The sequence below is a fragment of the Streptacidiphilus jeojiense genome, from assembly GCF_000719095.1.
Lineage (GTDB): Bacteria > Actinomycetota > Actinomycetes > Streptomycetales > Streptomycetaceae > Streptacidiphilus > Streptacidiphilus jeojiensis.
The window spans coordinates 25,195-44,796 of sequence record NZ_JOEH01000041.1 but is presented as its reverse complement, the minus strand read 5'-3'; the positions used below and the strand labels follow the sequence as shown (position 1 = coordinate 44,796).

Below are 19,602 nucleotides of genomic sequence, written 5' to 3'. Positions count from 1 at the left end.
CCGGATCGATGACTACGCCGCGTGTCCGACTGGCCGCCCAACGTATCCACGAGGTGACGGAGCGCCCAAATCTCCGTCCCCTGATCGGCCTAACGGCCGTCAGCCCGCGACCCCGACTGAGCCGACCCCGGCGGACTCGGCGGCGATCCGCTCGAAGCCCGGCTTGATCACCTCGTTGATCAGCGCCAACCGCTCGTCGAACGGGATGAACGCCGACTTCATCGCGTTGATGGTGAACCAGCGCAGATCGTCCAGGGTGTAGCCGAAGGCCTGCACCAGGTGCTCGAACTCCCGGCTCAGACTGGTGCCGGACATCAGCCGGTTGTCGGTGTTGACGGTCACCCGGAAGTGCAGCCGCCGCAGCAGCCCGATCGGGTGCTCGGCGTAGGAGGGGGCGGCGCCGGTCTGCAGGTTGGAGGTGGGGCACATCTCCAGCGGCACCCGGCGGTCGCGGACGTACTCGGCGAGGCGGCCGAGCTTGACGCCGCCGTCCTCGGCGACCGAGATGTCGTCGATGATCCGTACGCCGTGGCCCAGCCGGTCGGCGCCGCAGCACTGCAGCGCCTCCCAGATGGACGGCAGGCCGAAGGCCTCGCCGGCGTGGATGGTGAAGTGGTTGTTCTCCCGCTTGAGGTAGTCGAAGGCGTCCAGGTGCCGGGTCGGCGGGTGGCCGGCCTCGGCGCCGGCGATGTCGAAGCCGACCACGCCCAGGTCGCGGTAGCGGTTGGCCAGCTCGGCGATCTCCAGGGAGCGGGCGGCGTGGCGCATCGCGGTGAGCAGGGTGCCGATGCGGATCCGGTTGCCGGCCGCGGCGGCGCGGGCCTCGCCGAGCCGGAAGCCCTCGTTGACGGCCTCGACCACCTGGTCGAGGGTCAGCCCGCGCTCCAGGTGCTGCTCGGGGGCGTAGCGCACCTCGGCGTAGACGACGCCGTCGGCGGCGAGGTCCTCGGCGCAGTCGGCGGCGACCCGGACCAGGCCCTCGCGGGTCTGCATGACCGCGCAGGTGTGCGCGAAGGTCTCCAGGTAGCGGACCAGCGAACCGGAGTCGGCGGCCTCGCGGAACCACACGCCGAGGGCGGCCGGATCGGTGGTCGGCAGGCCGTCGTAGCCGACCTCGGCGGCCAGCTCGACGATGGTCTCGGGGCGCAGGCCGCCGTCCAGGTGGTCGTGCAGCAGGACCTTGGGGACGCGGCGGATCTGGTCAGCGGTGGGAACGCTGAGGGCGCTGGGGGTAAGGGTGCTCTCCATCGCCCAACGATACCTCCTACGCGCGTAGACGAAGGTGTATTTCCGGTCTCTCCTGCGTTTCCGATGGATGACCGCTCCGGTGCAAGGGCTCCCGGTGCAAGGGCCGTCGCTCAGCTGTGGAAAGGCAGCCGCTCCCGCGCGGACAGCACATAGGTCCGGAAGGCCTCGGCCGGCGGGGTGAGCGCACGGCCGGTCACCCACGCCAGCGCGATCTCGCGGCGCGCGCCCGGTGACGACAGCCGCAGCTCCGCCACGTCGGGGCGCGGCGCCGTGGCCGGCGGCAGTACGGCGACCCCCAGCCCGGCCGCGACCAGCCCGCGCAGCGTCTCGGACTCCTCGCCCTCGAACGACACCCGGGGCGTGAACCCCGCCTCCGCGCACAGCGCGTCGGTGATCCGCCGCAGGCCGTACCCGGGTTCCAGGGTCACGAAGGCGTCCTCGGCCACCTCGCCGAGCCGCACCCGCTGCCGGGAGGCGAGTCGGTGGTCGACCGGCACCACCAGCCGCAGCCGCTGCTCGCCGAGCCGGCGCGAGGTCAGTTCGGGGCCGTCCGGGCGCGGTGAGACCACGCACAGGTCCAGCTCGCCCTCGCGCAACCGCTGCAGCATCGAGTCGGTGTAGTCCTGCACCAGCTGGAAGCGGACCTTGGGGTACTCCACCCGGAAGCCGCGCAGCAGGGTCGGCACCGCCTCGGTCCCCATGGTGTGCAGGAACCCGAAGGCCACCCGGCCGCCGACCGGGTCGGCCTCGGCCCTGGCCGCCTCCGCCCCGCGCTCGACCTCGGCGAGCGCCCGCTCCACCGCCGCCAGGAAGATCCGCCCCGCCCTGGTCAGCCGGACCGTGCGGCCCTCGCGGGCCAGCAGCGCGACACCCAGGTCCTGCTCCACCCTGGCCACCGCGCGGCTCAGGGTCGGCTGCGGCATCGCCAACTCGGCCGCGGCCCGGGTCACATGCTCCAGCCGGGCGACCGCGGCGAACTGCGCCAGCAACGGCGCGAGCAGCACGGCGGGCGCCTCCGGCGCGAGCTCCGCGCCGCCGGCCGCGATGTCTTCTGCGTCACGCAGGTGTTTCCCACTCCCGGCCGACCTCTGCTCATACGCCACAGCATCAATCATCCGGCTTCGATGCATTGGACGCATCAGTGCCCCCGTCCTAGATTTCAGGCATGCCGCCTGCCACTAGCGGGGCATCCGCCGAACCGTCGCCGGGTGCCCTCACCTCGCCGTCCCCCGTCGCCGCCGCACCCACTGACACCGCCGCGCCGGACCTGCGCCACCTCCCCGGCAGCCGTGGCCTGCGCCGCACCCAGCTGGCGCTGTTCGGCGCCGGGCTGGCGACCTTCCTGCTGCTCTACTCCACCCAGGCGCTGCTGCCGGCGCTCTCCGCCTCGCTGCGGCTGACGCCGGGTCAGGCCAGCCTCACCGTCTCCGCCGCCGCCATCGGCCTGGCCCTCGCGGTGATCCCGGTCAGCGCCCTGTCCGAACGCTACGGCCGCACCGCCGTGATGACGGCCTCGGTCTTCGCCGCCGCCGCCATCGCCCTGGTGCTGCCCTTCGCACCGGACCTCACCACCCTCACCGTGCTGCGCGCCCTCCAGGGCATCGCCCTGGCCGGGCTCCCGGCCACCGCGATGGCCTACCTGGCGGAGGAGGTGCACCCCACCGCGCTGGCCTCGGCCATGGGCCTCTACGTGGCGGGCAACAGCATCGGCGGCATGAGCGGACGGCTGGTCTCCGGCATGGTCGCGGGCTCCTTCGGCTGGCGCTGGGGCCTCGCCTCGGTGGCGATCCTCTCGCTGCTCTGCGCGGTGGCCTTCCGGGTGCTGATCCCCCGCGCCCGGCACTTCCGCCCCGGCCCGATCAACCCGGCGGCGCTGCTCCGCACCGTCACCTCGCACCTGCGCAACCCGCTGCTGGGACGGCTGTTCGCGCTCGGGCTGCTGTTCATGACGGTCTTCGGCGCGGTCTACACGGTGATGGGGTACCGCCTGGTCGCGGCCCCGTTCGGACTCTCCCAGGGCCTGGCCAGCTCCATTTTCGCGGTCTACGTCGTCGGCACCTTCGCCTCCGCGGTCTCGGCCAGGGTCACCGGCCGGCTCGGCCGCAGGGGCACCCTCTACCTGGCCATCGGCACCACCTCGGCGGGCCTGCTGCTGACCCTCCCGGCCTCGCTGCCGCTGGCGCTGCTCGGCCTGGTACTGATCACCGCCGGCTTCTTCACCGGCCACTGCGTCGCCTCCGCCTCGGTCGGCCGCACCGCCACCCACGGCCGCGCCCAGGCCTCCGCGCTCTACCTCGCCGCCTACTACCTCGGCAACAGCCTGGGCGGCACTCTGGGCGCCGACGCCTACCACAGCGCCGGCTGGCCCGGCACCGTCCTGGTCGCCCTCACCGCCATGGTCCTGGCAGCCGGCGTCACCCTCTACGGAACGGTGCACGCGCGGGCTGCCTCCGCACGGCTTCTCCCCACCGCCCGCTAGACCGTCCGATCGTTAGAATCGGGCCATGAGCATCGACGCCGCGACCTACGCGCGGTTGCGCGAGATCGCCGACCAGTTGCCGAGGATCCCCGGGATAGGGCAGGTGGAGATCGCCAACGGCGAGATCGTCATGATGATGTCGCCGGTCCGGCGGCACGAACTGGCTGTCATGCGTATCAGCAGGCAGCTGAACGAGCAGTTGGAGGCGACGCACCCGGGTTTCGTCGCCCATGCGGGCGCAGACCTCGAGGACGTCGGCCTGGGGCGGCTCCGGCGCCCCGATCTCATGGTGTTCCCCGAGGCGATCCTGGAGGAGGACTCCGCGGCCGTCTACCCGGCCGACGTGCTCCTCGCTGTGGAGATCGTCTCCAAGTCCAACCCGGAGAACGACTACGACGACAAGGTCAGGGACTACGCCGCCATGGGCATCCCGCTCTACCTCATCGTCGACCCGCGCGACGGCACCGGGATCGTTCACTCGCAGCCCCGGTACTCCCGCCGGGAGAGCTTCGTCTTCGGCGACACCGTCGCCGTCGGCCCCTGGCGCATCGACACGGGTGGACTGCTGACGTACGGGAAGTGACGCTCGGCCCGAACCTGTCCCCGTTATGAGGACAGGTTCGGGTTCGGGCAATGGCGTCGGTATCAGCGCCGGGCCGGAGGGTTGTGCTTCAGCCGATCCGGTCCAGGACGATCGGGGCCGGGTCGAAGGACGTGCCCGGGGCGGCGACCGTGATGCCGGTGCTGAGGGCCTCCAGGGCGTAGTCGAAGCGTTCCGGGGTGTCGGTGTGCAGGGTGAGCAGCGGCTGACCCGCCGTCACCACCGCGCCGGGCTTGGCGTGGAGCTCCACGCCCGCGCCGGCCTGCACCGGGTCCTCCTTGCGCGCGCGGCCGGCGCCGAGCCGCCAGGCGGCGACGCCGACGGCGTAGGCGTCGAGCTCGGTGAGGACGCCGGTGGCCGGGGCGGTGAGGACGTGCTGCTCGCGGGCGACCGGGAGCGGGGCGTCGACGTCGCCGCCCTGAGCGGTGATCATGCGGCGCCAGTGGTCCATCGCGGAGCCGTCCTTGAGCGCCGTCTCAGGGTCCTTGCCGCCGACCACGCCCGCCGCCGCCAGCATCTCCCGGGCCAGGGCCAGGGTCAGCTCGACCACGTCCGCCGGGCCGCCGCCCGCCAGGACCTCGACCGACTCCCTGACCTCCAGCGCGTTGCCGGCCGTCAGGCCCAGCGGCGTGGACATCCCGGTCAGCAGCGCGACGGTGTTGACCCCCGCCGCCTTGCCCAGGCCGACCATGGTGCGGGCCAGCTCCCGGGCGTCCTCCAGGTTCTTCATGAAGGCGCCGGTGCCGACCTTGACGTCCAGCACCAGGGCGCCGGTGCCCTCGGCGATCTTCTTGGACATGATCGAGGAGGCGATCAGCGGGATCGCCTCGACCGTGCCGGTCACGTCCCGCAGGGCGTAGAGCTTCTTGTCGGCGGGGGCCAGTCCGTCGCCCGCCGCGCAGATGACCGCGCCGGCCTCGCGCAGGACGTGCATCATCTCGTCGTTGGAGAGCAGCGCGCGCCAGCCGGGGATGGACTCCAGCTTGTCCAGGGTGCCGCCGGTGTGGCCGAGGCCGCGCCCGGAGAGCTGCGGCACGGACGCGCCGCAGGCGGCGACCAGCGGGGCCAGCGGCAGCGTGATCTTGTCGCCGACGCCACCGGTGGAGTGCTTGTCCGAGGTCGGCATCGGCAGCGAGGAGAAGTCCATCCGGACGCCGGAGCGGATCATCGCGTCGGTCCAGCGGCTGATCTCGCGCAGGTTCATGCCGTTCAGCAGGATCGCCATCGCCAGTGCGGACATCTGCTCGTCGGCGACCTCGCCGCGGGTGTAGGCGTCGATCACCCAGTCGATCTGGGCGTCGCTGAGCTCGGCACGGTCGCGCTTGGCGCGGATGACGGAGATGGCGTCCATGGGATCTCCAAAGGAGGGAGGGTTCAGGTGCAGTGGTGCGGAAGTGCAGGGGTGCAGGGGTGCAGGGGTGCGGAAGAGCAGTGGCGCGGTACGGGGAGCCCGTACCGCGCCACTCTACGCGCGTTGCGCGCAGGTGCGGGAGGTCACAGCCGCTCGGGTCCGAAGGCGTCCGGGAGCAGCTCCGCCAGCGGGCGGATGCCGGAGACGGACTCCACCAGCAGGGTCGGGCCGCCGTGCTCCCAGAGCAGCTGACGGCACCGCCCGCACGGCATCAGCGCCTTGCCGTCGCCGTCGCAGCAGGTGAAGGCAACCAGCCGGCCGCCGCCGGTGGCGTGCAGCGCCGAGACCAGTCCGCACTCGGCGCAGAGCCCGAGCCCGTACGAGGCGTTCTCGACGTTGCAGCCGCTGACGATCCGTCCGTCCTCGACCAGTGCCGCCGCGCCGACCGGGTACTTGGAGTACGGGGCGTACGCGCGGCCCATGGCCTCCTTGGCCGCGGCCCGCAGCGCGTCCCAGTCGACGCTGTCGATGCCGATGGTGTCGATGCTGTGGACCGTGGGCTGCTCCGCCGTCATTGCCTCGCCTCTCCGCTACATCTGTTCCTCATTGTCCGTCAGCCCTTGATGTAGGGCTTGCCGGACGCCGCCGGCGGCCGGGCCAGGCCGCCGAGCGCCGCCACCACGAAGATGGTGACCAGGTACGGAGCCATCTGCAGGAAGGCGCTGGGGATCGGGGTGCCCAGCGAGGAGAGCGCCAGGTTCAGCTCGGTGGCGAAGCCGAACAGCACGGCCGCGCCCAGCGAGCCGATCGGCGACCAGCGGCCGACGATCAGTGCCGCGATGGCGATGTAGCCCTGGCCGTTGCTCATGTCCTTGACGAACGCGGTGGACAGGCCGAGGGTCAGCCAGACCCCGCCGAGGCCGGAGAGCAGACCGGCGGTGATGACGTTGCGGTAGCGCAGTCCGACCACCTTGATGCCCACGGTGTCCGCCGCGGCCGGGTGCTCGCCGACCGCACGGGTGCGCAGGCCCCAGCGGGTGCGGAAGAGCAGGAACCAGACCACCGGCACCAGCAGGTACGCCGCGTAGAACAGTATGTTCTGGTCGAACAGCGCCTCGCCGATCACCGGGATCTTCGACAGGCCGGGGATGGCGATGGCGGAGAAGCTGGGCGGGGTGTTGTAGGTGGCCCCGTCGGTCGACATCAGCCGGTCGTAGAGGAAGCCGGTGATGCCGGACGCCAGCAGGTTGAGCACCACGCCGAGGACGACCTGCTCGATCAGGTACCGGTTGGCGAAGACCGCGAGCAGTGCGCACATCAGCGCTCCGCCGAGGCAGCCCGCGACCAGCCCGGCCCAGACCGAGTGGGTCATCGACGAGGTGAGCACCGCCGCGAAGGCGCCGAAGAGGAACTGGCCCTCGACGGCGATGTTGACCACGCCGGAGCGCTCGCAGAGCAGCGCGCTGAGCGAGCCCAGGATCAGCGGGACGGCCGCGATCGAGGTCTGCTGGATGATCGAGGGAACGTTCAGCCCGATGCTGGACCCGGCCGCGGCCCAGACCAGGAAGGCCAGCACGAAGGAGGTGAAGTAGCCCACCGCCAGCCAGCGCTGGACCTTGGCGCTGATCGGGGCGAAGGCCCGGACCAAGCCGCAGGCGATGGCGATCACCGCGAGCGCGATGGCCACCGGCTCGGCGGGGGCCGAGATCGGGCCCGGACCGCTGGAGGTGGGGTCGAGCTTGAGGTTGAACAGGGTGTGCGCGCCGTGGCCGGTGCGCGCGGCGAGGCCGAACTGCCACAGCGCGTAGACGCCGACGACCGCCTGGGCGATTCCGCCGACCAGCTTGGAACGGTCGTTCTTGACCAGCGGGGCGTCCGTCTTGTCGGACCCGGTCAGGGTCGAAGCGGTGGTCATGCCTGGCCTCCGACGGTGGTGGTGTGGAAGGGATCGGGGCTGGGCGGGGTGGCCTGGGGACCGGCCGTGGTCTCGATCTTGGTGGCGCGGAGCCGGAAGATCTCCTTCACCAGCCGGGGGGCGGCGACGAAGATGACGATCAGCGCCTGGACCACCGTGATGATCTCGATCGAGACCTGGGCGTTGGTCTGCATCGCCGAGCCGCCGGCCTGCAGCGCGCCGAAGAGCAGTGCGGCCAGCACCACGCCCCACGGCCGGGTGCGTCCGAGCAGCGCGACGGTGATCGCGGTGAAGCCGAGGCCGGCGTCGATGCTGCCGGCGATGGCGTTGTTGTTGGGGTTGGCCAGGCCGAGGGTCTGGGTCACCCCGATCATGCCCATCAGCGCGCCGGAGATCAGCATCGAGGCGATCTGCACCCGGCCGACCTTGATTCCGGCGGTCCGCGCGGCGCTCGGGGTGAGGCCCACGGCCCGCACCTCGAAGCCGAGCTTGGAGCGCTTGAAGAACCAGGCCACCACGAAGGTCGCGGCCAGCGCGAGCAGCAGGCCGATGTCGGTGTTCAGACCGGAGCCGAAGAGGTGCGGCAGCACCGCGTCCGCCTCGGCGGGCTTGGAGATCGACTGGCCGGCGTGGCTCGGGTCCTGGAACAGCGAGCTCTTCAGTACCCAGCCGACCAGGAACATCGAGGCCACGTAGTTGAGCATGATCGTGACGATCACCTCGTGCGCGCCCCGCTTGGCCTTGAGCCAGCCGACCACACCGCCGAAGAGCATGCCGCCGACCAGACCCGCCAGCACCGCGACGATCAGGTGCAGCGCGCCGGGCAGCGAGGTCCACTCGAAGGCCACGTAGGAGGTGAAGATGGCGCCGATGATGGTCTGGCCCTGGCCGCCGATGTTGAACATCCCGGCCCGGAAGGCGACCGAGATGCCCAGACCGCCGAAGATCAGCGGGGTGGCGTACTCCAGGGTGTTGGTGATCGGCCCGAAGAACTGGGACGGGGTGCCGGACACCGTCGCCGGGTCGAAGATCGCGCCCTTGAACAGCGCGGAGTAGGCGCTAGAGATGTTGTCCCAGGCGGAGGAGAGGAAGTCGCCCGGGCTGGCGAAGAAGTAGGCGGCCTTGTCCATCGTCGCGGTGTTCGACACCACGATCAGCACCGCGCCGACGAGTAGCGAGAGCACGATGGCCAGGAAGGTGACCATGGCGCTGTTCTCGGCGGTGAAGACGTTGCGGATGACGGTGGCGTAGCTGCGGTCCGCCGCAGGTGCCGGCGGCGCGGAGGTCCCGGGCGCGGAGGCGGTGGCCTCCGCGGGGGGTGTGTCCTTGGCTGCGCTCTGATCCGGGGTGGGCGTGGTCATGAGGTCGCCTCCTCCGTGGGGGTCGTGGTGGCGTCAGGAGTGGCGGCTTCGGGGGCGGCGGCGTCAGGTGCGGCGGCGTCAGTTTCAGGCGCGGCGGCGTCAGAAGCAGCGGCGTCAGAAGCAGCGGCGTCAGAAGCAGCGGCGTCAGAAGCAGCGGCGTCAGAAGCAGCGGCGCCGACCGCAGTGGCCTCGGCTTGAGCGGCGTCGGCCGCAGGTGCCTCGGCCTCGGCGGGGTCAGCCGCAGCCGCAGGCCTCCCGCCCTTCGCGGTGGCGGTGCCGTCGCCGGTGATGCCAGCCATCAGCAGGCCGATCTCCTCGCGGGTGGTCTCCGGGGAGACGGTGGCGACGATCTTGCCGCGGTACATCACGGCGACCTGGTCGGCCAGCGCGAGCACCTCGTCCAGTTCGGTGGAGACCACCACGACCGGCCGGCCCGCGTCCCGCTCGGCGACGATGCGCTTGTGGATGAACTCCATCGCGCCGACGTCCACACCGCGGGTGGGCTGGGAGGCGACCAGCAGCCGCAGTGGCCGGGAGAGCTCGCGGGCCACCACGACCTTCTGCTGGTTGCCGCCGGAGAGCTTGCCCGCCGGGTGCCCGGGGGTGGTCGGCCGGATGTCGAACTCCTCGATCCGGTTCTTCGCGTTCTTCTCGATCTCGGCCAGGTCGATCGACAGTCCCTTGCCGAACGGCGCCGACTTGTAGAGGTCGAGCACCAGGTTCTCGGCGATGCTGAACTCGCCGACCACCCCGTCGTGCCCGCGGTCCTCGGGGACGAAGCCGATCCCGGCGTCCAGGGCCTGACGCGGGCTCAGCCCGACCAGCTCCCTGCCGTCCAGGCTGATCGATCCGGACTCGACCGGGACCAGGCCGAGGATCGCCTCGGCGATCTCCGACTGGCCGTTGCCCTGCACCCCGGCGATGCCGAGGATCTCCCCGTCCCGCACGGTGAAGGAGACGTCGTCGACCGCGGCGTTGCCGTGCTGGTCGCGGATGGTCAGGTGCTCGACCTTGAAGGAGTCGGCGCCGGGGGTGTTCGGCTGCTTGTCCACCACCAGGCGGACCGAGCGGCCGACCATCATCGAGGCCAGATCCTGCTCGCTGGAGGAGGGCGAGGCCTCGCCGACGACCGCGCCGCGGCGGATCACGGTGATCCGGTCGGCGATCGCCTTGACCTCCTTGAGCTTGTGGGTGATGAAGACGATGGACTTCCCGGCCTCGCGCAGCGAGTTCATGACCACGAAGAGGTCCTCGATCTCCTGCGGGGTCAGCACCGCCGTGGGCTCGTCCAGGATCAGCGTCTGGGCGTCCCGCACCAGCGCCTTGACGATCTCCACCCGCTGCTGGACGCCGACCGGCAGGTCGCCGACCAGCGCGTCCGGGTCGACCGGGAGGCCGTAGCGCTCCGAGACCTCGCGGACGTGCTTGCGGGCCCGGCGCCGGTCCAGCAGGCCGAGCGGTCCCGGGTGGGCGCCCAGCTCCGCCTCGTCGCCGAGGATGATGTTCTCCGCGACGGTGAACACCGGGACCAGCATGAAGTGCTGGTGCACCATGCCGATGCCGTTGGCGATCGCGTCGCGGGGGCTGCTGACGGTCTTCACCTCGCCGTCGACCAGGATCTGGCCCTCCTCCGGCTGGTAGAGCCCGTAGAGGACGTTCATCAGCGTCGACTTGCCGGCCCCGTTCTCCCCCAGCAGGCAGTGGATCTCACCTGGTTCGACGGTCAGGTCGATGTGGTCGTTGGCGACCAGCGAACCGAATCGCTTGGTGATGCCGCGCAATTCAAGACGCACTTCAACTCCAAATTTTTTGGGGCGCAGCACCCCTCACGCCGCGCATCATTGCCGATCGGCGGAAGCTGCCCGGGGCCGCTCGGACCACGGTGACAGGGAGGACGGGATTAAGGGAGGCCGGATACAAGAACGGGGCGGGCGCGCTCTGTGGCGCGCCCGCTCCGGGGAACTCCTCGATCAGCCGGCGGTGGGCTGGTTCTTCGAGGTGATCTTGATGGTGCCGCTGATGATGTCCTGCTTGACCTGGGCCAGCTCGGTGGTCAGCGTGGCCGGGACCTTCGACTGGAAGTCGTGGTACGGGGCCAGGCCGGTGCCGTCGTTGGCCAGGGTGCCGATGTACGGGGTCGAGGAGAAGGTGCCCTTGGCGGAGTCGGTGACGACCGAGGTGACCGCGCTGGCGATGCCCTTGGTCACCGAGGTCATGATGACCGAGGCGTAGGCGGAGTTGGAGATCGCGCCGTCGTCGTCGACCCAGATGGCGTTCAGCTTGCCGCCGCTGGCCTTGGCCTGGGCGAGCGCGCCGATGCCGGTGCCGCCGGCGACCGGGAAGATGATGTCCGCGCCCTGGGCCTGGAAGGTGGCCGCGATCTGCTTGCCGCCGGCCTGGTCGGTGAAGCTCTGGGTCGGGTCGAAGGTGCCGCTCTTCGGCTTGTTCTCGTCCCAGCCGAGGACCTGGACCTTGGTGCCGTGCTTCTGGTTGTAGTACTGCACGCCCTCCCAGAAGCCGTCCATGTAGACGGTCACGGTCGGGTAGTTGGCGCCACCGAAGGTCGCGACCTTGCCGGTCTTGGTCTCCGCCGCGGCGAAGTAGCCGCCGAGGAAGGCGCCCTGGGCGGTGTTGAACTCCAGGCCCTTGATCTGCGAGCCGGTCGACGAGTTGTCGACGATGGCGTAGTTCTGGCTGGTGTTCTTCTTGGCCGAGGCGACGGTCGCGTCGTTCATCGCGAAGCCGACGGTGACGATCATCTTGCAGCCGGCCGAGACGAAGCCGGCGATGTTGCTGGCGTAGTCGTTCTCCGTGGCGGAGGTGGCGTTCTGCACGGTGATGTTGGGGTCGGCCTTGGCCGCGTCCTGCATGCCGGCCCAGGACTCGGCGTTGAAGGAGTGGTCGTCCAGACCGCCGGTGTCGGTGACCATGCAGGCCTTGAAGGCGGCGCCGGCGGCGGTGCTGGAACCAGTTGCGGCGGACGAGCTGGAGCCCGAACCCGACGTCGAAACGGGCTTCGATCCACAGGCCGTCGCCGTCAGCGCGACCGCTGCCGCTACCGCCACCAGCGCGAGGGGCTTCCTCATCACAGTTCCTCCCGACAAGAGCCCGCGCACCGGTCCGGCGCGGATTGAATGCGACGTTAACGCGCGTAGAACACGATTGTGTTACGTACGCCTGGGCGTTATCAGATCGTCGCAATCCACCCTTGCGGAGTGCGTTTGCGGGCTACCCGGCCCCTCTTGTTCGCCGGTTGTGCATCATCCCAGCACAAGCGCGGTGAACAGCTCCAGAGCCACGCCGATGGCGCCCTCGTCGGCGTCGAAGGTTCCCTGGTGCAGGTCCCGGGAGCCCGACTCGTCGAGCCCACGGACGCCCAGTCGGGCCAGCGCGCCGGGGGCCTGCTCCAGGTACCAGGAGAAGTCCTCGCCGCCGAGGCTCTGCTCGGTGCCCTCGACCTGCCCGGGGCCGAAGCAGCGGTCCATGGCCTCGCTGAGCATCCCCACCGAGACCGCCTCGTTCACCACCGGGGGGACGCCCCGGTGGTAGTCGAGCACCCACTTGGCCCGGTACGTCTCGGCGATCTGGCCGACCAGCTCCTCGATCGCGCCCGGCGCCTCGCGCCAGCCGTCCAGCTCCAGGCAGCGGACCGTGCCCTCCAGTTCGGCGCGCTGGGGGATGACATTGGCCGCCGAGCCGGAGGCGATCCGCCCCCACACCAGGCTGACGCCCCAGCGCGGGTCCATCCGGCGTCCGAGCAGTCCCGGCAGCTCGACCGCGGTGCCGGCCACCGCACCGACCAGGTCGGTGGTCAGGTGCGGGCGGGCGGTGTGGCCGCCGGGGCCGTCCAGGGTGATCTCCAGCCGGTCGCAGGCGGAGGTGATCGCGCCGACCTTGAGCCCGATCCGGCCGACGTCGACCTTGGGGTCGCAGTGCACCGCGAAGATCCGCTCGACCCGCTCCATCCCGCCGGCCGCGATCACGTCCAGCGCGCCGCCGGGCATGACCTCCTCGGCGGGCTGGAAGATCAGCCGCACCGGACGGGCCAGCCGGCCGGCGCTGCGCTCCTCGGCGAGCAGCAGGCCGAGGCCCAGCACGATCGAGGTGTGCAGGTCATGACCGCAGGCGTGGGTACGGCCCGGGACCGTGGAGCGGTAGGGGACGGTGTCCGGCTTGGCGTCCTCGATCGGCAGCGCGTCGATGTCGGCCCTGAAGGCCAGGAACGGGGCGTCGGCCGCGGCCCCCTCCGGGACCAGGTCGCAGATCAGTCCGGTGCCGCCGGGGAGCACCCAGGGCTGGAGCCCGGCCTGCTCCAGCCGCTCCTTCAGCAGGGCGGTGGTGCGGACCTCCTGCCGGCCGAGCTCCGGGTGCCGGTGCAGGTCCCGGCGCACCTCGATCAGCTCCGGCAGCAGGGCTCGCACGCGCGCGCGAAAGGGAGAGGTGGGAAGGGACTTCTGCGGGGAGGCGGACGCACCGTCAACTGACTGGCTCACCTCAACGAGCCTACGACCCTGGGGCGGCTGGGGCAGGAGATCTCCGGAATCGTTACCGCCGAACGGGGAGGAACCCGCCCGCCCGGCGCTTGGACCGGCCGTCGCTGGGTATGACATATGGTTCGCTCCCCGCCTGCTTGACCCGGACAGTCGGCCAAACGATCGTCCGCCCCCCAGGACACGCCCGCTCGCCGGTGATCTGGATCACGCAGCGGTCACCGCGCGGGGAAGGAGGCCGTACTGACGCGGCGTCGGCCGAAGGGGTCCCCCCGCTGTCGGACCGCTGTCGGACCCGCTGTCGGACCCGCCGCCTACGATGATCCGGGCACGGGCACGAGACCGGAGGAGTCAGGACATGGCAGGTCAGCACATCGAACAGGTCGCCGTGGTGACCGGCGCCAGCAGCGGCATCGGCGCCGCCACCGCGCGGCGGCTCGCGGCGGAGGGGTTCCGGGTGGTGCTGGTGGCCCGCCGGGCCGAGCGGATCGAGGCACTGGCGAAGGAGATCGGCGCGGCGGCCTCCGCCCATGTCCTCGACGTCACCGACCGTGCCGCCGTGGACGCCTTCGCGGCCTCCCTGGACCGGGTCGACGTGCTGGTCAACAATGCCGGCGGAGCCTTCGGCGCGGAGTCCGTCGCCGACGGCGACCCGGCCGACTGGCGCCGGATGTACGAGGTCAACGTGCTCGGCGTGCTGCACATGACCCAGGCGCTGCTGCCCGCGCTGCGGGCCGGCGGGGCCGAGACGGGGGCGGGGACGGTGCTGGTGCTCTCCTCCACCGCGGCCTTCGTCCCCTACGAGGGCGGCGGCGGCTACGTCGCGGCCAAGGCCGGCGCGCACGCCATCGCCGGCACGCTGCGGCTCGAACTGGTCGGCGAACCGGTCCGGGTGATCGAGATCGCCCCCGGCATGGTGCGGACCGACGAGTTCGCCCTCACCCGCTTCGGCGGCGACGCCGACAAGGCCGCCTCGGTCTACGCCGGCGTGGCCGAGCCGCTCACCGCCGACGACGTCGCCGACACCATCGCCTGGACGGTCACCCGTCCCGCGCACGTCAACGTGGACCTGCTGGTGGTCCGTCCGCTCGCGCAGGCGGCCGCGCACAAGGTCGCCCGCAAGCCCTAGCCGTCCGCGACGGCCGACGAGCCTCGTTCACCCGTACGAAGCCGTCCCATCATTCGGCGGTAAGGGTCTCGACTTGATAGCCGATTCGAGTGAATCCTTATCTCTGGGAAAACCGTGCCGCAGACTCGGAGAGCCTTGCCCCGCAAGGCCTCCGGGTGCTCAGGCGGCCCCGCAGCCCCATCCGCGCCACGCAACCGGTCCTGTCGCTCCACCGTCGGTGCCCTTAGAAGAGGGGCATGGCGAACCGCACCAGTCTCCAAGCGCCCTCACCCCGTTCGACCGAGGAGGACCCGCTGACCGGCGACATCCCGGCGCAGCCGAAACCGGACAACAAGCCCGCCGACAGCATGCCCCCCGCCGCAGCACCCGCCGTCGAGCCGACCCCCGGTCAGGTCGCCGGTCCGGTGGTGGCGGTGTCCGGGCTGCCGTCGGGGCTGCGGCGCTTCAACGACGCGGACTTCGGCGCGGCCGAGGAGGCGCTGCTGGCCTGCTGCGGCAGCCGCCGCTGGGCCCTGCGGCTGGCCGTGCACCGTCCCTACCCGACCGTGTCCTCGCTGCTGGCCGCCGCCAGCGAGGCCTCCTACGACCTGTCCCACACCGATCTGACGGAGGCTCTGGCGGACGAGAGCAGCATGCCCCAGCCGCTGCTGGGGATGCGGGCGCCCGGCAGCCAGGCCGCGCACACCGCGCTGCAGGCGGCCCACGCCGCCTACGAGGCGCGCTTCGGCCATGTCTTCGTGGTCAGCCTGGACGACTGCCCGGCCGAGGAGATGCTGGACCAGGTCCTGGTCAGCCTGCGCGCCCGGCTCGGCAACGACCCCGACGAGGAGCGCAGTACGGCGGCCGAGGAACTGCGCCGGATCGCCCTGCACCGGCTGGAGCATCTGGTGGCGTCTCACGCCTCGGCGGCATCGTGAGACAACGGGGGTGATCTCCCCCACACCCCGGCGGGCCGCGGCGTGTCCCGGCTGACCTGGACCGGAGCCCGCCGGCGCGGGTGCGCCGCAGGCCGAGGCGCGGATCCGGCACGGGGCGACGGCCGGAGCGGGCCGCCGACCCGGGCGGCCGTTACGCCGGGCAGGGCTGTTTGATCATCCGGTCGACCCCCGGCGGGCTGACCGCCGGTTCCCGTGGCTACGATGGCCGGGGCCGGTGGACCATACCCGGCCGGGCTGACGACCGACACTGATGCCGGCCGAGCCCCCGCCCCGCTTCCGGAGGGTTGTTCCGTGCCGGCTGGAACGCTGTACCGCGGCCGGGAAGGCATGTGGTCGTGGGTGGCTCATCGAGTCACCGGCGTCCTCATCTTCTTCTTCCTGTTCGCCCACGTCCTCGACACCGCTCTTGTCCGGGTCTCACCGCAGGCCTACAACAGCACGATCGCGACGTACAAGACCTGGCCCGTCAACCTGATGGAGTACGGCCTGACGGCCGCCATCCTGTTCCACGCGCTGAACGGCCTGCGGGTCATCGCGGTGGACTTCTGGGCCAAGGGCCCGAAGTACCAGCGCCAGATGCTCTGGACCGTAGTGACCGTGTGGGTCGTGCTGATGGCTGGTGCCTTCTACCCGATCCTGCAGGAAACCCTCCGCAACTGGTTCGGGTGAGGCGAGAAATGGCTATTGAAACCACTGGCTCCATCTCCGGCGTCGAGCTCACCAACGATCGGCCGACGGACCCCTCGGCCTTTCTGATCGAGCCCCCGCGCACCCGCACCAAGAGGACCGGCCGCAAGTCTCGGACCAACTTCGAGATGCTGGCCTGGCTGTTCATGCGCCTGTCCGGCGTGGTGCTGGTGTTCCTGGTGCTGGGTCACCTGATCATCCAGCTGATCCTGGACGGCGGCGTCACCAAGATCAGCTTCGCCTTCGTCGCGGGCCGCTGGGCGTCCCCGTTCTGGCAGGGCTGGGACCTGCTGATGCTGTGGCTGGCGATGCTCCACGGCGCGAACGGCATGCGCACGGTCATCAACGACTACGCGGAGCGCGACACCACCCGTTTCTGGTTGAAGGTCCTGCTGGTGACCGCCACGGTCTTCACCGTGCTGCTGGGCACCCTGGTGATCTTCACCTTCGACCCGAACATCAGCTGAGCGCGGACGGACGAGGCAGCAGACTGACATGCAGGTACACAAGTACGACACCGTCATCGTCGGCGCCGGCGGCGCCGGAATGCGCGCGGCCATCGAGTCGACCAAGCGCAGCCGCACCGCCGTGCTGACCAAGCTCTACCCCACCCGGTCCCACACCGGCGCGGCCCAGGGCGGCATGGCCGCCGCACTGGCCAACGTCGAGGAGGACAACTGGGAGTGGCACACCTTCGACACCGTCAAGGGCGGTGACTACCTGGTCGACCAGGACGCCGCCGAGATCCTGGCGAAGGAGGCCATCGACGCGGTCCTCGACCTGGAGAAGATGGGCCTCCCGTTCAACCGGACCCCCGAGGGCAGGATCGACCAGCGCCGCTTCGGCGGGCACACCCGCGACCACGGCAAGGCGGCGGTGCGCCGCTCCTGCTACGCGGCCGACCGCACCGGTCACATGATCCTCCAGACGCTCTACCAGAACTGCGTCAAGGAGGGCGTGGAGTTCTTCAACGAGTTCTACGTCCTGGACCTGCTGCTGGCCGAGGTCGACGGGGTCAAGCGGACGGCCGGCGTGGTCGCCTACGAGCTGGCCACCGGCGAGATCCACGTCTTCCAGGCCAAGGCCGTGATCTTCGCCTCCGGCGGCAACGGCAAGTTCTTCAAGGTCACCTCCAACGCGCACACCCTGACCGGCGACGGCCAGGCCGCCGCGTTCCGGCGCGGGCTGCCGCTGGAGGACATGGAGTTCTTCCAGTTCCACCCGACGGGCATCTGGCGCATGGGCATCCTGCTGACGGAGGGCGCCCGCGGTGAGGGCGGCATCCTCCGCAACAAGGACGGCGAGCGCTTCATGGAGAAGTACGCGCCGGTCATGAAGGACCTGGCCTCGCGTGACGTCGTCTCCCGGGCGATCTACACCGAGATCCGCGAGGGCCGCGGCTGCGGCCTGGACGGCGACCACGTCTACCTGGACCTGACGCACCTTCCGCCGGAGCAGCTGGACGCCAAGCTCCCGGACATCACCGAGTTCGCGCGCACCTACCTCGGCATCGAGCCCTACACGGACCCGATCCCGATCCAGCCGACCGCGCACTACGCCATGGGCGGCATCCCCACCAACGTCCAGGGCGAGGTGCTGCTGGACAACGACACCGTCGTCCCCGGCCTCTACGCCGCGGGCGAGGTGGCCTGCGTGTCGGTGCACGGCGCCAACCGGCTGGGCACCAACTCGCTGCTGGACATCAACGTGTTCGGCCGCCGGGCCGGCATCGCCGCCGCCGAGTACGCCGCCACCGCCGACTACGTCGAGCTGCCGGAGAACCCGGCCGAGCAGGTCGTCGAGCAGCTGGAGCGGATCCGCAACGGCAACGGCAGCGAGCGCGTCTCGGACATCCGCAGCGAGCTGCAGCAGTCCATGGACACCAACTCGATGGTGTACCGCACCGAGGCGACCCTGAAGCAGGCGGTGGAGGACATCGCCGCGCTGAAGGAGCGCTACAAGCACATCTCGGTGATGGACAAGGGCAAGCGGTTCAACACCGACCTGCTGGAGGCCGTGGAGCTGGGCAACCTGCTCGACCTGGCCGAGGTCACCGCGGTGTCCGGGCTGGCCCGCAAGGAGTCCCGCGGCGGTCACTTCCGCGAGGACTACCCGACCCGTGACGACGTCAACTTCATGCAGCACACCATGGCGTACCGCGAGGTGGACGCCGATGGGAACACCAGCATCCGCCTGGACTACAAGCCGGTCGTGGTGACCCGCTACCAGCCGATGGAGCGTAAGTACTGATGAGCACCCCCACGATCGAAGACGCCGCGCCCCAGGGCGGGAACCCGCACTCGGCCGGGCTGGACGCCGCCGAGTCCGGCAAGGTCGAGCTGGTCACCATCACGGTCCGGATCCGCCGGTTCAACCCGGAGGAGCACCCGGACGCGGTGTGGGTGGACTACCAGCTCACCGTGGACCCGAAGATCCGCGTCCTGGACGCGATCAACACCATCAAGTGGGAGCAGGACGGCACGCTGACGTACCGTCGCTCCTGCGCCCACGGCGTCTGCGGGTCCGACGCCATGCGGATCAACGGCAAGAACCGGCTCGCCTGCAAGACGCTCATCAAGGACGTCAACCCGGAGAAGCCGATCACGATCGAGCCCATCAAGGGCCTCACGGTCCTGAAGGACCTGGTCGTGGACATGGACCCGTTCTTCCAGGCCTACCGCGACGTGATGCCGTTCCTGATCACCACCGGCAACGAGCCGACCCGGGAGCGGATCCAGTCCGAGGGGGACGTGCAGCGCTTCGAGGACACCACCAAGTGCATCCTCTGCGCCGCGTGCACCACGTCCTGCCCGGTGTTCTGGAACGACGGGCAGTACTTCGGCCCGGCGGCGATCGTCAACGCGCACCGCTTCATCTTCGACTCGCGTGACGAGGGTGCGGAGCAGCGGCTGGAGATCCTCAACGACCGCGAGGGGGTGTGGCGCTGCCGCACCACCTTCAACTGCACTGACGCCTGCCCTCGGGGTATCGAGGTCACCAAGGCGATCCAGGAAGTGAAGCGGGCGCTGGTCACCCGTCGCTTCTAGGGATTTCTGGGGGCGCGGGGAACTGTCCGGCCGGACGTACACGCACGTGCATGGCTGGTCGCGCAGTTCCCCGCGCCCCTTTAGTGCGCCTTGCGGCGCAGGGATCTGACGCCGAGGGAGCCGACGACCAGGCCCAGCACGAGTGAGGCCAGGGCCAGGGTGGCGTGGATCCAGAAGTAGGCGGTGGGGCGGGAGTGGTCGCCGTTGGTGAAGGCGAGGCCCTCACCGTCGGCCCACAGGTTCTTGAAGAAGGTGATCCAGATCCAGAGGGACCAGACGCCGAAGGCGGTCAGGAACCAGGAGGCGCGGCGGCTCAGTCTCATGGGGTAAGTATCCCGGGCTGCCATTAGTGTGCT

18 protein-coding genes are annotated in these 19,602 nt (G+C 70.6%); 8 read left to right on the top strand and 10 right to left on the bottom strand.

Annotated elements, in window-relative coordinates:
* Positions 1-99 precede the first annotated feature (99 nt).
* Positions 100-1,248 carry an adenosine deaminase gene (locus IF29_RS0137440; RefSeq protein ID WP_051726541.1) on the bottom strand — a complete coding sequence of 383 codons (1,149 nt, stop codon included), beginning with the start codon at positions 1,246-1,248 and terminating at the stop codon, positions 100-102.
* Between the two features lie 110 nt (positions 1,249-1,358).
* Entirely contained in the window at positions 1,359-2,351 is a 993-nt protein-coding gene (locus IF29_RS0137435) for a LysR family transcriptional regulator (protein ID WP_232242789.1), read from the bottom strand.
* Between the two features lie 62 nt (positions 2,352-2,413).
* On the opposite strand from IF29_RS0137435, the gene IF29_RS0137430 reads away from it, so the two are divergent.
* Together IF29_RS0137430 and IF29_RS0137425 are read left to right on the top strand one after the other, a co-directional pair.
* Positions 2,414-3,727: an MFS transporter gene (locus IF29_RS0137430; protein ID WP_030265467.1), complete on the top strand. Its 1,314-nt coding sequence runs from the start codon at positions 2,414-2,416 to the stop codon at positions 3,725-3,727.
* A 25-nt stretch (positions 3,728-3,752) separates the two neighbouring features.
* Positions 3,753-4,310 (top strand): Uma2 family endonuclease, encoded by a 558-nt coding sequence (locus IF29_RS0137425; protein WP_030265465.1) that lies wholly within the window; start codon positions 3,753-3,755, stop codon positions 4,308-4,310.
* Between the two features lie 88 nt (positions 4,311-4,398).
* On the opposite strand, the gene IF29_RS0137420 is transcribed toward IF29_RS0137425, so the two are convergent.
* From IF29_RS0137420 to IF29_RS0137390, 7 genes are all read right to left on the bottom strand, one after another.
* The gene (locus IF29_RS0137420; protein WP_030265455.1) at positions 4,399-5,679 is read right to left on the bottom strand and encodes a thymidine phosphorylase; all 1,281 of its coding nucleotides are present in this window, start codon (positions 5,677-5,679) and stop codon (positions 4,399-4,401) included.
* Between the two features lie 143 nt (positions 5,680-5,822).
* Positions 5,823-6,254 (bottom strand): cytidine deaminase, encoded by a 432-nt coding sequence (locus IF29_RS0137415; protein ID WP_051726540.1) that lies wholly within the window; start codon positions 6,252-6,254, stop codon positions 5,823-5,825.
* Between the two features lie 38 nt (positions 6,255-6,292).
* Complete coding sequence (locus tag IF29_RS0137410; protein WP_030265444.1) at positions 6,293-7,594, bottom strand: ABC transporter permease; 1,302 nt, start codon at positions 7,592-7,594, stop codon at positions 6,293-6,295.
* Positions 7,591-8,955: an ABC transporter permease gene (locus IF29_RS0137405; RefSeq protein WP_063757705.1), complete on the bottom strand. Its 1,365-nt coding sequence runs from the start codon at positions 8,953-8,955 to the stop codon at positions 7,591-7,593. Before IF29_RS0137405 ends, IF29_RS0137410 begins: the two co-directional genes overlap by 4 nt.
* Positions 8,952-10,748 (bottom strand): ABC transporter ATP-binding protein, encoded by a 1,797-nt coding sequence (locus IF29_RS0137400; RefSeq protein WP_084715449.1) that lies wholly within the window; start codon positions 10,746-10,748, stop codon positions 8,952-8,954. Before IF29_RS0137400 ends, IF29_RS0137405 begins: the two co-directional genes overlap by 4 nt.
* A gap of 177 nt (positions 10,749-10,925) precedes the next feature.
* Positions 10,926-12,041 carry a BMP family lipoprotein gene (locus tag IF29_RS0137395; RefSeq protein WP_030265436.1) on the bottom strand — a complete coding sequence of 372 codons (1,116 nt, stop codon included), beginning with the start codon at positions 12,039-12,041 and terminating at the stop codon, positions 10,926-10,928.
* A 174-nt stretch (positions 12,042-12,215) separates the two neighbouring features.
* Positions 12,216-13,376 carry an amidohydrolase gene (locus IF29_RS0137390; protein ID WP_232242791.1) on the bottom strand — a complete coding sequence of 387 codons (1,161 nt, stop codon included), beginning with the start codon at positions 13,374-13,376 and terminating at the stop codon, positions 12,216-12,218.
* Between the two features lie 427 nt (positions 13,377-13,803).
* Here IF29_RS0137390 and IF29_RS0137385 point away from each other — a divergent pair, with 427 nt between their 5' ends.
* The 6 genes from IF29_RS0137385 (at position 13,804) to IF29_RS0137360 (ending at position 19,246) form a co-directional block, all read left to right on the top strand.
* Positions 13,804-14,574, top strand: coding sequence for an SDR family NAD(P)-dependent oxidoreductase (locus IF29_RS0137385; RefSeq protein ID WP_030265431.1), 771 nt, complete (start codon positions 13,804-13,806; stop codon positions 14,572-14,574).
* Between the two features lie 236 nt (positions 14,575-14,810).
* Positions 14,811-15,491 carry a 2-oxo-4-hydroxy-4-carboxy-5-ureidoimidazoline decarboxylase gene (locus IF29_RS0137380; RefSeq protein WP_380523407.1) on the top strand — a complete coding sequence of 227 codons (681 nt, stop codon included), beginning with the start codon at positions 14,811-14,813 and terminating at the stop codon, positions 15,489-15,491.
* A 312-nt stretch (positions 15,492-15,803) separates the two neighbouring features.
* Positions 15,804-16,181 carry a succinate dehydrogenase, cytochrome b556 subunit gene (gene sdhC, locus IF29_RS0137375; protein ID WP_030265424.1) on the top strand — a complete coding sequence of 126 codons (378 nt, stop codon included), beginning with the start codon at positions 15,804-15,806 and terminating at the stop codon, positions 16,179-16,181.
* Between the two features lie 8 nt (positions 16,182-16,189).
* Entirely contained in the window at positions 16,190-16,666 is a 477-nt protein-coding gene (locus tag IF29_RS0137370) for a succinate dehydrogenase hydrophobic membrane anchor subunit (protein ID WP_030265422.1), read from the top strand.
* Between the two features lie 28 nt (positions 16,667-16,694).
* A complete protein-coding gene (sdhA, locus tag IF29_RS0137365; RefSeq protein ID WP_030265420.1) occupies positions 16,695-18,449 on the top strand; it encodes a succinate dehydrogenase flavoprotein subunit in 1,755 nt (584 codons plus the stop codon).
* On the top strand, positions 18,449-19,246 hold the full coding sequence (locus tag IF29_RS0137360; RefSeq protein ID WP_030265417.1) for a succinate dehydrogenase iron-sulfur subunit: 798 nt from the start codon (positions 18,449-18,451) through the stop codon (positions 19,244-19,246). The genes sdhA and IF29_RS0137360 overlap by 1 nt, the downstream gene beginning before the upstream one ends.
* An 80-nt stretch (positions 19,247-19,326) precedes the next feature.
* On the opposite strand, the gene IF29_RS0137355 is transcribed toward IF29_RS0137360, so the two are convergent.
* A complete protein-coding gene (locus tag IF29_RS0137355; protein ID WP_030265413.1) occupies positions 19,327-19,569 on the bottom strand; it encodes an SCO4848 family membrane protein in 243 nt (80 codons plus the stop codon).
* Between the last annotated feature and the right edge of the window lie 33 nt (positions 19,570-19,602).

Coding starts and splice junctions, on each gene's coding strand:
- IF29_RS0137415 (WP_051726540.1), bottom strand. CDS start 6,254: ATGACGGCGGAGCAGCCCACGGTCCACAGCATCGACACCATCGGCATC.
- IF29_RS0137385 (WP_030265431.1), top strand. CDS start 13,804: ATGGCAGGTCAGCACATCGAACAGGTCGCCGTGGTGACCGGCGCCAGC.
- IF29_RS0137425 (WP_030265465.1), top strand. CDS start 3,753: ATGAGCATCGACGCCGCGACCTACGCGCGGTTGCGCGAGATCGCCGAC.
- IF29_RS0137395 (WP_030265436.1), bottom strand. CDS start 12,041: ATGAGGAAGCCCCTCGCGCTGGTGGCGGTAGCGGCAGCGGTCGCGCTG.
- IF29_RS0137440 (WP_051726541.1), bottom strand. CDS start 1,248: ATGGAGAGCACCCTTACCCCCAGCGCCCTCAGCGTTCCCACCGCTGAC.
- sdhA (WP_030265420.1), top strand. CDS start 16,695: ATGCAGGTACACAAGTACGACACCGTCATCGTCGGCGCCGGCGGCGCC.
- IF29_RS0137405 (WP_063757705.1), bottom strand. CDS start 8,955: ATGACCACGCCCACCCCGGATCAGAGCGCAGCCAAGGACACACCCCCC.
- IF29_RS0137420 (WP_030265455.1), bottom strand. CDS start 5,679: ATGGACGCCATCTCCGTCATCCGCGCCAAGCGCGACCGTGCCGAGCTC.
- IF29_RS0137430 (WP_030265467.1), top strand. CDS start 2,414: ATGCCGCCTGCCACTAGCGGGGCATCCGCCGAACCGTCGCCGGGTGCC.
- IF29_RS0137370 (WP_030265422.1), top strand. CDS start 16,190: ATGGCTATTGAAACCACTGGCTCCATCTCCGGCGTCGAGCTCACCAAC.
- IF29_RS0137410 (WP_030265444.1), bottom strand. CDS start 7,594: ATGACCACCGCTTCGACCCTGACCGGGTCCGACAAGACGGACGCCCCG.
- IF29_RS0137380 (WP_380523407.1), top strand. CDS start 14,811: ATGGCGAACCGCACCAGTCTCCAAGCGCCCTCACCCCGTTCGACCGAG.
- IF29_RS0137360 (WP_030265417.1), top strand. CDS start 18,449: ATGAGCACCCCCACGATCGAAGACGCCGCGCCCCAGGGCGGGAACCCG.
- IF29_RS0137355 (WP_030265413.1), bottom strand. CDS start 19,569: ATGAGACTGAGCCGCCGCGCCTCCTGGTTCCTGACCGCCTTCGGCGTC.